Origin of the sequence: Siphonobacter sp. BAB-5405, assembly GCF_002872335.1 — a bacterium.
Classification (GTDB): domain Bacteria; phylum Bacteroidota; class Bacteroidia; order Cytophagales; family Spirosomataceae; genus Siphonobacter.
This window is the reverse complement of sequence record NZ_NJAG01000006.1, coordinates 127,255-138,740: the sequence shown is the minus strand read 5'-3', so window position 1 is coordinate 138,740 and position 11,486 is coordinate 127,255. Positions and strand designations below refer to the sequence as shown.

Sequence of the window (11,486 nt, the reverse complement as noted above, 5' to 3'; positions counted from 1 at the left end):
TAATTCTTCACTTGCTTACAAAAGCCTTTCTTTAAGCGGAAAGGCTTTTTTTTATGGCTTTCCTGCCCTTACCAACTCTTTAGTTCGACTCATGCTTAAATCGCTGATTTCTAGCGAAAAAACAGAGTATTTATTTAGATGAATCCAAAATATTTCCACACATTTGTTGGATTAATTCAAAAAAAACTTCAAACAGTACAAAATCAAAACAAAGATTATTGGGTGAAACCACTGAAGTACGCGTTAAAATTTTCTTCAATCCGAATACTTAAAAATGATTGCCATGAAAACCTTTACCTCATTAAAATTTACTTTGGTTTTTTTTTGTAGCCTTTTTGTTCATTCTGTTCTTGCCAGGCAGCAGCCCAACTGGTATTCCGGTAAAGTTGAACTACAATCGGGCGAATGGCTAACGGGCGAGCTACACTTCAATACTGACCTGGGTTTGCTGGAATTTAGTATGGATGGCGTAACCAACGTTCTTTCCGCTCAGAAAGTAGCCTCGTTTTATTACTACGACGAAGAAGCCAATCGGATGCGGACGTTTATCGTCGAATCCTTCGCTCACCGGGACCGCATGGTACCGACCTTTTTTGAAGTACTGGTCGATGGGCGGATTCGGTTACTGGGTCGCGAGCAAGTACTGAAGGTGCCGTTTCACGACGAAAAACAGAAGAAGAATGTATACTACTTTCAGCACCCCAACGGACAGATTGTGAAATACAAAGGCCGGCTCCGGCAGATTTACAAAACGCTGCCTAACCAGCAGGACGAAGTTAGCTTTTTTGTGAATCGGGTAAAATGGTACCGCTACGACGAAGAAAAACCCATCGTTGAGCTGTTCCGGTACTGCAATTCGCTTTCCGAATAGTCTTTGCATCAACCGTCTATCCAACCCAAAAGAAAAAGCTTTCCAGCGAAACTGGAAAGCTTTTTCTTTTCGTAGCAACGGGTACCTGTACCGACTTAAGGTTTCGGACGGGCATTTTCCTTGCGGAATACCGTACTAAACCGGCTAATCGACGAACCACCGAACCAACCCAGTGCTCTGGGACCATCCGTACGCGTATTAAGAATATTAGTCGGTACGTTTGACGGGGCCGTAGCAAACAGCCCCTGGTTACTGGACTCTTCCCGTACCGCCCGGATGAAGCTGTACGTAGACTGGGTGATACTGAGCAACTCTACCCGAATGGAATCATTTTCCTGGAAGAGTCGGTCGGAGTTGATCGAACGCCGAACGGGTAACAGAAAGATAAGCCCATCCGTAGCCGCTCCGGGACTAAATCCGGCGTCGTAGGCAATCGACAGGTCGCGGGCCGATCGGTCGTACCGCTGGCCATTTTTGTAGGTTTTGATCCAGTAACAATCACCGGCTCCGGTAAAGTCGCGGGCGTAAAATTCCGCTACATAGCCTTCTTTCGGACTGTCATCCGCTACAAACGTTGGCTTATCGTAGTAATAGGTCAGCGAATCGATGGTCGGTACCCGTTTAATTTCCGTTTCGGCCTGATAGGTTTCGCTGGCGTAAGCAACGTTCAACGTATATTTTCCGCCCAATCGGCCCATCTTCTCGGAAGCCGCTGGTTTCCAGACGTAGTTACCGTCCTGTTTTTCATCCACAAAACGGTAGGTCTTTCCCAGATCATCGGAAACAGTTACCGTCGCTCCCGTCGCGGGCAAAGCCCGGTTGTTGTTAAAATAATTTTGGGAAAGCGTCAGCCGAATGGTTTGTGGCGTAGCGTCATCGTTAATCCAGCCTTCGACCACCAGACGGGTGGGACCCGTTTGCGTACGCAGGTCAATCACATCCTCGCAGGACATGAGCAAGCTGCTCAGGGCGAGTAAAAGGTATAAGGGAAAGGATTTCATACGTTTATAGCGAATACTTCGAATGCGTTTAAAACTTTACGTTGTAGGTGATCGATGGCACCAGCGAACCCAGCACGGCAAAACGAATAGCTTCGGTTTGCAAGCTGTTGTCCCCATTTTGCCGGGCATACACGGAGAATGGATTTCGCCGTCCGTAAACGTTATAAATCGAGTACACCCACTCGGCTTCTCCTTTGCCAAACAGCTTTTTACGAATTTTCTGTGTTACCGCTAAATCCAGGCGATGGTACCAGGGAATCCGGTTGGCGTTCCGGGTATCGAAATAATTATCACCCACGGCAATACCATCAATCTCAAAACGGTCCGTTGGATATGTGGCAGGCGTTCCCGAAGAAGCCGCGAAGTTGGCCGAGAAGGACCATCGCTGGTTAAGCTGATAAAGACCAACCGCCGTCAGGTTGTGCGTTTTATCGAAGCGGGTGGGAAACCAATTGTTCTTGTTGATGCCTTCCACCTGCCGCTCCGTACGAGCCAGCGTATAGCTGATCCAGCCCGTGAGTTTACCCTGATTTTTCTTCAGGTAAAATTCCGCTCCGTATGCCCGACCTTTTCCGTAGAGCAAATCCCCTTCCAGAAAACGATTGAGCAGCAGATCGGAACGCCGCACGTAATCGATCTGGTTTTCCAGGTTTTTGTAATAGCCTTCAATACTAAACTCGTACGCGTTGTTTTTGAAGTTCTGGAACCAGCCTAACGCAACCTGATCGGCTAATTCGGGCTTGATATTGCTCGACGATAAGGTCCATACGTCGAGCGGTGAAGAAGCAGCCGTATTCGAGAGCAGGTGCAGGTACTGAGCCATCCGGTTATAACTCAGCTTAATTGAAGAGCGGGGCGAAACTTCAATTTTAGCCGAAAAACGCGGTTCCCAGTTACCGTAAGTTTTCAGTACGCCACTTTCAACGCGACGACCGGGCAATTGCGGTTCCAGCCGCTCCCCGGGTTCTGTAGGTTCGTAGGTAATCACATCACCGGGAGCCAGACTCCGGAACAACGAATACCGCAGACCATACTGTAATGTAACCCGACTGCCCAGCCGCTGTTCGTTCGCCACGTACAGGGCCGATTCGTCCCCGTACCGCCCTTCCAGACTAATATCCGTCCGCTGACCCGCTGAAATACCAAAGGCTTTTCCGGGAGCAGAATTATAATAAATATACTGCCCACCGAATGTAATCTGATTGTCGGGCGTGAGGAAGTACGTAAAATCTGCTTTCCCACTCAGGTTTTTAATTTGAGAATTCCATTGAAAAGCGTCTTTGGGATCGTCGCCAGTACCAAGGGAGTACTTGTAATTGGAGTAGTAACCCGTAAGATTCAGGAACAGGCGGTTACTGAAGATGTGATTCCACCGTCCCGAAACCGTTCCGTTGCCCCAGTTGAATCCAAACTGTTTACTACCAAAATTATCCCGTCCGAAATATCCCGACAGATACACCGTGTTGTTGGCATTAATCTGGTAATTGGCCTTCGCCGTGAGATCGTAAAAGTTGAAGATCGTTCCTTTCAAATCGCCCGTCAGGAACGGTTTGGCGAGTACATCGGCGTAGGACCGTCGGCCCGCGACGATAAATGAACCTTTGCCCTTAAATACGGGTCGCTCGTACGAAAGCCGACTGAAGATCAACCCAATACCTGCATTAATCTCCTCTTTCTTTGCATTCCCCTCCTTCATTCGAACGTCGAGAATGGAAGAAATACGTCCGCCGTAATTAGCCGGGATTCCTCCCTTCACGAGCTTGACGTCTTTAACGGCATCGGGATTAAAAACGGAGAAGAAGCCGAATAAGTGCGAAGCATTGTAAACGGGTGCCTCATCCAGCAGGATCAGGTTTTGGCCCACGTCGCCGCCCCGTACATTGAACCCGGAAGCTCCCTCGCCCACGGTCGATACGCCGGGCAGCAACTGAATACTGCGAACCAGATCGACTTCACCGAGTAAGGCAGGCATTTGACGAATCGTTTTGATGTCCACCTTATTGACGGACATTTCAACCGACTTTACGTTCTCGTCTTCGCCCTGACTTCGGATGACGACGTCCTGCAACTGCACGCCCTCGTCTTTGAGTTCAAGGTCCAGTTTCACGTCCTGCGTGGTCAGGTCCACCTGCTTTTCCTGACGCTGATAACCAACGTACGTGTAAACCAGCGTGTACTTGCCTTTCGGCAGCGTAATGGAGTAAAAACCGTAGGTGTTGGTAGTGGTACCGGTACTCTTTTCTTTCACAAATACCGAAACGCCGATGAGTCCTTCGCCGTTGGCAGCATCTTTAATGTAACCGGAAATGGTTGCTTTTTCATTGGATTGCCCCCGGGCGTTCGGTAGCAGCAGGACGCCCAGCAGCCAGATAAGAAGAAAATGTTTCATAGGGTAGAATTGAAGACCTGTCGTTTATGGCTTAAAAACGACAAACTGTATTCAAGGCTTGTTTAACGCTGCAAAGATGCTCGGGAAATGGCTGAATTTGCCCTTTTTGTGATAACCGGGGCATAAGTCCTACCGTTGGAAAACAAAAATCCCCAGCTGAAGCCGGGGATTTTCTTAGTTGGATTGCGTAAAGTATAAACGAAGCCTTACCCGATCCGACGTATAATTTCGATTCCCTAAAGCCGTTCGGGAGAAATTCAGGTATTGCTGAGCTCCTACGGGCGGCGTCAGAACCAGGGGTGCATTCTGGACTTTTCTTTTCAAAATTAGATTAAAGTAGTTAGTCACATTAAAGGTATAGTGATCCTTCAGTGCCCAGCCGCTATTGTCGCTCACATACGTAGCCGATACAGGCGTTCCGATGCCCTGCACATTTTCCACGGGCTGATTGGTTAGAATGTCGTTAACGGCATTCGTCTTATACAGCACCAGCGTAGAAGGCGGGTTTGTGTTATCGCGAACATCCGTACGAATAGGATCGAATACCAATTCCGCCCGGTTTACACCCAGTAAGGTAAAGTACGGTTCCAGGGTTTCGGTCAAATAGGGAAATTCAACGCGGGTACGGAGCGGACCACTCTGCGTGATATACGCCATGTTATTGGTCAGGGTGCTATTCACAGACGTCGGTCCCGGTTTTAAGTTAGCCAGCGGCGTTCCGGTGAAATTGCTCGAATAACGGCTATAATGCATGAACGTAAAAGGAATATCAACGGATTCAGCCGTGGGCGTCAACAGGTTATCATCGTGAAAGTACACCCGTAAATAGCTTCGGGGTACGCTAAGTCCTACGATCACGTTTCCCTTCGAAGATCCTTTCAAAGCCACACCTGGCAACAGATTATGCAAGGTCTCGCTGCTGTTAATCGTATTGTTTTGTAAGGCATTAAACAACTGGACGCCTAAGGTATCCGAAAAACGCTGCCGAACACTGGGTGTTGTCCCCCGCCCCGGAGCAAAACTTGCCTGAGCCAACGGCTTGGATTGGTACTGAACCGAAGTGTTGGTATTGTAATAGGCAAGGGTCGATACTAGTGGTGTAGTGGTTTGATGCGTACTAATCTTGAACGTCTGTACACTATCTCCGTAGGACAAAGACAAGGGCAGTACCAGCACCAGCGAATCGTACCGGGCTCCCGACCGCGTATTCAGCGTACTACTAACATAGGTAGGACTCATAAACGCGACGAAGTCCTGCGTACCGGTATTGGCATCTGTCCAGCGACCTACATATACACTGGAATCAGCCGAAGTAACAGCTGAATCGCTTACCGCTACCGTAGATAGTTTTACCGTAAAGGTATCGACCATGACTACGGACAGGTTTTCATTCGGAATGATTTCGGAGCCCAGTGTCAGATCTCCCTTCTGGCATCCGCCTAACGAATAAAGCCCGCTTGCTATAAAGCCTAACGAAAGCCAGGTTTTCCAATTCTTCATTGAATAGTTATATCGAATAAACAGGGAGCGGGCATTTGATCCCGCTCCCGTTCTAATTCCTTAAGGTACTTCTACGCCAATGCCTTTTAATTCTTCGACCGTAAGTGAAGGAGGTAATTGGCGGTTGCTGATTTTTTCAACCACCAGATCTCCCGCCTTTCGGGCCTGCTCAGCGTTGGCAAAACCCTTCTCTCCCACGATACCCGGAATCATTGGCTGGTGAATAAAGGGCTTTCCTCCCTGTTCGATCTGATACCCCCATCCTTTTGCGGTTTCAAACACGCGTACTTCATAGGCATACGTCATTCGCCAATAGTATACGCCTGCCACCAAAAGGAGTATTCCCAACAACCACCAGATACGTTTGTTACGCATAGCTTTACTTTAGTCCTACTCAACTACTTCGCGAGCAGCAGCAGGATTAAAGGAATAGATATCGTCTAATCGGGTTGTAGAAGCAGCACCCGTCGCAATGTATCCTAAGTTTTTCATGCTGAAGCTTACCGCCCGTGAACGGCCACTGGGAGCAGCTCTAAACTTATTGTTCGTGTTGGTGTACTCATAGTCTGATGCCCAAGTATCCGTAGCCGCATCATAAGTCCATACTTTCGAATCGCCATTTACACCCATTAACAAATAACCCCGGTTATTGATAACAAAGGAGCTGGCATAACTACGCATGATGGCTGACTGGTCCGTCGTGAAATCTTTCTTCTGGGTCCAGATTCCATTGGAGGGATTGAATTCCCACCAGTCACGTAACGTCTGAGCATTACCCGTACCCGTACCCACGTAAACCAGGTTGTTGATTACCATGGCTACCGCACCTTCACGTTTGGCACCCGGGAAACTGTTTTCCTTCGTCCAGGTTGCCGAAGTGGGATTGTAAGAATACAAGTCGTTCAGGTTATTACCGTCGAAACCCGTTCCTACGTAGCCTTTGTTATTGACACTAAAGGAAACCGTTCCTACACGGCCCGTTCCCATATAATCCGCAATCTTGGTCCATTTATTGGCCGTTGGATCATACGAATAGAAATCCTTCACATATACACCACCCTGCAGCTGGCCTAAGCCTACGTAACCTTTGCCCGCAACGGCAAAGCCACTAGCACCCGTCCGACCGGCACCGGGGAAATTAGCTTTCTGGGTCCAGGTACGTCCATTGTACTCCCATAAATCAGCCAAGCGGTTATTATTGTTATCCGAACCTGTTGAAATGTAAGCGGCTGTATCAATTACAAAGCTGGCAGCACCACTACGGGCTACGCCTTCGAAAGGAGATTCAGCCTTCCAGTTGCCCATCACGCTTTCATCGTTGTTGCTATCCTTGCAGGAAAAGCCCAGGACAGCCAGACCGGCAATGGCAATTAAGGAACGGTTCATTGACCGGAATCCGCGAGAAGTACTACGCACAGAGGTGGGATTTGAAAAAAGAGACATCATAGAAAATTCAAACCGTTTCATGAATGATTAGCGGTATGAGAATAAAGTTTGATTAATGAATCCGTGGAGGTCTGTTTGTCGTCCGTATTCAAAATGACCTTCCATGTTCTGATCCGGAATTATTTAAAATGACTGCTTACGTCTGATTCTTGTTGGGGTAGTTTCGGTTGGCGTACCAGCTTTTCTGCCCAATAAAAACGCAAAAATAGAGGTCTATTTCTAGGAAATAAAATGGCTAGTCGAAAAGCTGAACCAAACGCGAAGCTTTTTCACCGTTCTCGTTCAGGTGCTTTTTCCAAAAAACCCTGATTTCAACGATAAAAACCGCAGTCTTCGCGATTCAAAGCCGTATTTCCCTTCCTATTTCCCAATTATTTAAATCCTGAAATCATTCCGATTTTTCGCTTTATTTTTCGGAAAATCACCCGAAAAGCCGCTGTTCGTTTAAAAGAACTTCATTACTAACGGCCTGTCGCCCGCCTATCGTGTATGCCCGAAACGAATCTTAGCAATATTTTCTGGCTACGCGTGTTTACTCACCTGCAAGGTTTCGTAAATCTGTGGTACGTACTGTTCACTCATGGGTATACTGTTTCCAGCAACGGTGAGTTTCAGTTTACGTATGGCATCAACCCGCTCGGTAGCCACAATGTACGAGCGATGTACCCGCAGAAAAGCCGGCGACGGCAGTAGCTCTTCCAGATTCTTGAGCGTCATCCGGGTAATGACCGGGCGGGCGTGTACAGTCGTATGAATCTTTACGTAATCTTTCAGTCCTTCAATGTACAGAATGGTAGGAATCTGAATTTTCACCAGTGAATAATCGGCGTGTACGAAAAAATGTTCCTCCTGCGACGGCCCTGTACTGGGGGTGCGGGCGAAATAATCCTTGGCCTTTTCGGCCGCCTGCAAAAATCGCGTCAGCGGTACCGGTTTAAGCAAATAGTCCAGCACGCTGAGGTTGAAACCTTCTAGGGCGTACTGTTCATAGGCCGTTACAAAAATGACCTGTGGCCGCTGTTGCAGCGATTTCAAAAACTGGGTCCCCGTCAATCCGGGCATCTGAATGTCCATAAACACCAGATCGACGGCCTCTTTCTGGAGTACTTCCAGCGTTTCCAGGGCATCTTCACACGTGGCTACCAGTTCCAGATAGGGCACTTTCCGAATGTTATCGGCCAGTAATTCCAGAGCCAGCGGTTCGTCGTCTACGGCTACGCAGCGGATTTTATTCATGACAATTCAAGGGTTAACTGAACGGCGTACCAACCCTCGTTTTCCCGAATCTGAAGGTCATGATTGGGATACAGCAGGTTGAGCCGACGTTCAACGTTTTTCAACCCGATACCCGAATGATGATCTTTAGGGTCGTCGGGTTGCATACTGACTTTATTTTTTACCAGAAAATACAGCATTCGCTCGCGAACGTGCAGCTGTAACTGAATGGCCGGGCGGGAAATCATTCCAATTCCGTGCTTGAACGCATTTTCCACGAAGGGAATCAGTAACATGGGCTCGATGGAATAATTACCGGCAACGGCTCCCAGATCCAGGTCAATCTGTACTTTCTTTCCCAGTCGCAAGGTTTGCAGATCGATGTAACTCCGCAGGTACCGAATTTCCTGATCCATCGGCACTTTGGCTTCGTCCGATTCGTACAGCATGTACCGCATCAGTTCCGCCAGCTGAATGGTAGCGGGCTCTACGGACTCAGGTTTGAAACGGGCCAGCGAGACGATGCTATTAAGGATATTAAACAGAAAATGCGGACTGATCTGCGAACGCAGGAAACTCAGTTCGGACTTCAGTCGCTCGTTTTCCCGTTCCTTTTCCAGCTGCTGCCGCCGATGAAAATCATTCAGGACCTTGTACGTGGTGCTTAGCGAAAAAATGAATAGTACGGGAAAGATCGTCCCGGTGATGAAGCGGACGTCGGTCAAATCGGCCCTGAACGCCAGTGAACGCAGTTCCAGCGAAAGCAGGACCATCACCAGTCCACATGCCGCCACCACCAGCAGATACATACTCAGCCCTTTTTTCTCCAGAAACCGGGGAATCAGAATGCGGGTATTCAGGTAAAAGAAGAGTACGGCCAGTCCGTTTAAAGCTGCCATGTACACGGGGTCGGGCGGTTGATGAAACCGGGGTACGTGGACGGTATGCGAACGGAAAAGCAGCGGCCAAAACACAAACAGGCACCAGAATACGGCCTGTAGCAGCATTCGTCGGGCTTCTGAAATTCGTATCGTAAACGGAGTGGTCATGTCCTCAATACCGCCAGTGATTTTGTCATAATCCTGTTTTCGGAGGCCGAAAACCCAGATCCAGCGATGAGTCCGCTGGTTTTCTCGACGTTTGAAAAGCCGAAGCCTTTGCAACCCAATACCGCATAAGTGGGCACTGCGTTGCAAAGGCTTCGTATAAATTTTAAATTTTTGTTTTGAAGGACTATTTATCCTGCGAAACCGTACTGCCCCCGGACAGATCCAGATTAGTACGAGGATTACCCCGATAGCGTAACGAACTGGCTCCACTGGCTTTACCTATGAGCTGTTCCGTTACCGAAAGCTGGGCTTCACTGGCTCCGGACAAATCAATTTTGGCCTGTTTGCTGGGGTACTGATAGGCTCGAAGTTTAGAGGCTCCGGAGCATTCAACGTCGAGTTGTTCGGTAGTACCTTCCAGATCGAGGCGACTGGCTCCCGAAAGATCGGCCTGCAGGCGTTCGGTATTCCCGGTAAAGGCTAGGTCCGAAGCTCCCGAAAGCTCGAATTCCAAATCCTCTTCGTCCTCAAAACCCCAGATGCGGGCGTTGACAGCTCCCGAAAATTCGGCTTTCTTCAGTTCCGGCATCGTGATTTCAATTTCCATCGGATGTTTCCGGCTGCGGCTCCAGTGGTTGTAACTAATCTCCAGATTGTCATTCACCTTCTTCACGCTCAGATCCTGAACGTCGCTGCGATGACCTCGGGCGACAATTCGGTACGTGTTTCCCCGTACGACCCGTACCTTAAAGGCGTTACCCATCCGAAGACGATCGAAATTCGTTAGGCCGTATTCCGCGGTGGTTTCGTCATACGGGCCGACGTCCTCCCAGCGACTACAGGAGAACAGAGTAGTTACAAACAAAAACAGTACAAATGCATACGATTTCATGGCATGAATTGATTGAGCGTTGAAGCAGCAAAATTTCTCTTCTCGCTGTTTCTTTACCACCTTATTCGGATGAATCCGCACATTCGGTGCACCAACGGGAATAAAGTACGCCTGCGTTGTCTACTTCTTCGAAAGACGATTCTGTATTTCTCGCTTGCCTTCCTTACTTTCGCTTTCCATACTCACCTAACCAACGATGCGATCACTTCTATTTTTGATCTTCCTGCTGGTCTGTCAGATGGCTTCGGCCCAAATGGAAGGCACCTACAGTAGCTATCCCTTCAGTCAACTAGCCATTAATCCAGCATACGCGGGTACGCGTGATGTAACCAGCATGACCTTTCTCAACCGACGTCGTTCGGTACAGTTCCAAAACACGTATAGTTCGCAGTATTTCACGGTGGATAGTCCGGTGGGTGAAAACTGGGCTCTTGGTTTCCAGGCCTTCCGTGATCCGTATTCGGTAGCTTCCGTGGGCTTCTACGGGACGGCCGCGTATCGGCACCGGATCTCCGAAAACGAAATTCTTTCGGCGGGCGTACAAATGGGGATTACGCAAGTCGTACTCCCTAACAATTTTGTGGGCAATAATGCGTATCCCTTCACTTTGGGCTTCGGTGTTCAGTACAAAACGCCCGTGTACTACGTGGGGCTGTCGACTCAGAATTTAGTAAATCAAACGCACTATTACTCTACGGCTAAACCAATCTTCCTGACGGCTGGCTACGTATTCTCGCTGACGGAAGAATGGAAATTAAAAGCGGCCACGCTGGTACGCGGCCAGAATCCCGGCCTTGGCTTTCAAACGAAAGCGGATGTCAATGCGACGTTCTGGTATAAAAACGTAGGGGTTGGCGTCTGGTACCAGAGTACACTTCAGACCCTGGGCGGCAGAGATGGCATTTTAGGAACGGCGGAAGTACAACTCGGCGATCGTTTCCGGGTCGGAGCCAGTTACGATTTTAACGCTCCTCACAGCGGCGATTTCAGTTTCAGTACGCAGGAAAGTACGATCTGGCAGTTTTTTCTACGGTACGAACTTGATAAGGGTACGGGAAAGGTGGGCCAAATGCGGTACTTCTGATGCCCTGATCCAGGCGAGCCTTTGCGGGGTTCAAAGGTA

General features: G+C 48.7%; 10 protein-coding genes. 2 read left to right on the top strand and 8 right to left on the bottom strand.

The window, feature by feature from the left end:
- The first annotated feature begins 283 nt into the window (after positions 1 to 283).
- The gene (locus BWI97_RS05800; protein ID WP_146010880.1) at positions 284 to 871 is read left to right on the top strand and encodes a hypothetical protein; all 588 of its coding nucleotides are present in this window, start codon (positions 284 to 286) and stop codon (positions 869 to 871) included.
- Positions 872 to 966: 95 nt separating this feature from the next.
- Here BWI97_RS05800 and BWI97_RS05795 read toward each other — a convergent pair whose 3' ends face one another.
- The 8 genes from BWI97_RS05795 to BWI97_RS05760 all read right to left on the bottom strand — a co-directional run bounded on the left by BWI97_RS05795 (position 967) and on the right by BWI97_RS05760 (position 10,363).
- The gene (locus BWI97_RS05795; RefSeq protein ID WP_094814535.1) at positions 967 to 1,872 is read right to left on the bottom strand and encodes a DUF4249 domain-containing protein; all 906 of its coding nucleotides are present in this window, start codon (positions 1,870 to 1,872) and stop codon (positions 967 to 969) included.
- A gap of 28 nt (positions 1,873 to 1,900) precedes the next feature.
- Complete coding sequence (locus BWI97_RS05790; RefSeq protein WP_102200328.1) at positions 1,901 to 4,261, bottom strand: TonB-dependent receptor; 2,361 nt, start codon at positions 4,259 to 4,261, stop codon at positions 1,901 to 1,903.
- Between the two features lie 174 nt (positions 4,262 to 4,435).
- A complete protein-coding gene (locus tag BWI97_RS05785) occupies positions 4,436 to 5,761 on the bottom strand; it encodes a DUF4270 family protein (RefSeq protein ID WP_102200327.1) in 1,326 nt (441 codons plus the stop codon).
- A gap of 60 nt (positions 5,762 to 5,821) precedes the next feature.
- Entirely contained in the window at positions 5,822 to 6,136 is a 315-nt protein-coding gene (locus BWI97_RS05780) for a DUF4907 domain-containing protein (RefSeq protein WP_094814541.1), read from the bottom strand.
- A 15-nt stretch (positions 6,137 to 6,151) separates the two neighbouring features.
- Positions 6,152 to 7,147 (bottom strand): galactose oxidase, encoded by a 996-nt coding sequence (locus tag BWI97_RS05775; RefSeq protein WP_233207763.1) that lies wholly within the window; start codon positions 7,145 to 7,147, stop codon positions 6,152 to 6,154.
- A 582-nt stretch (positions 7,148 to 7,729) separates the two neighbouring features.
- The gene (locus BWI97_RS05770) at positions 7,730 to 8,443 is read right to left on the bottom strand and encodes a LytTR family DNA-binding domain-containing protein (RefSeq protein ID WP_102200326.1); all 714 of its coding nucleotides are present in this window, start codon (positions 8,441 to 8,443) and stop codon (positions 7,730 to 7,732) included.
- Positions 8,440 to 9,618: a sensor histidine kinase gene (locus tag BWI97_RS05765; protein WP_146010879.1), complete on the bottom strand. Its 1,179-nt coding sequence runs from the start codon at positions 9,616 to 9,618 to the stop codon at positions 8,440 to 8,442. The genes BWI97_RS05770 and BWI97_RS05765 overlap by 4 nt, the downstream gene beginning before the upstream one ends.
- A gap of 37 nt (positions 9,619 to 9,655) precedes the next feature.
- Positions 9,656 to 10,363, bottom strand: a complete 708-nt coding sequence (locus tag BWI97_RS05760; RefSeq protein ID WP_102200324.1) for a head GIN domain-containing protein — start codon at positions 10,361 to 10,363, stop codon at positions 9,656 to 9,658.
- Between the two features lie 196 nt (positions 10,364 to 10,559).
- Between BWI97_RS05760 and BWI97_RS05755 the strand changes: the two genes are divergently transcribed.
- Positions 10,560 to 11,447: a PorP/SprF family type IX secretion system membrane protein gene (locus tag BWI97_RS05755; RefSeq protein WP_094814553.1), complete on the top strand. Its 888-nt coding sequence runs from the start codon at positions 10,560 to 10,562 to the stop codon at positions 11,445 to 11,447.
- Positions 11,448 to 11,486 lie beyond the last annotated feature (39 nt).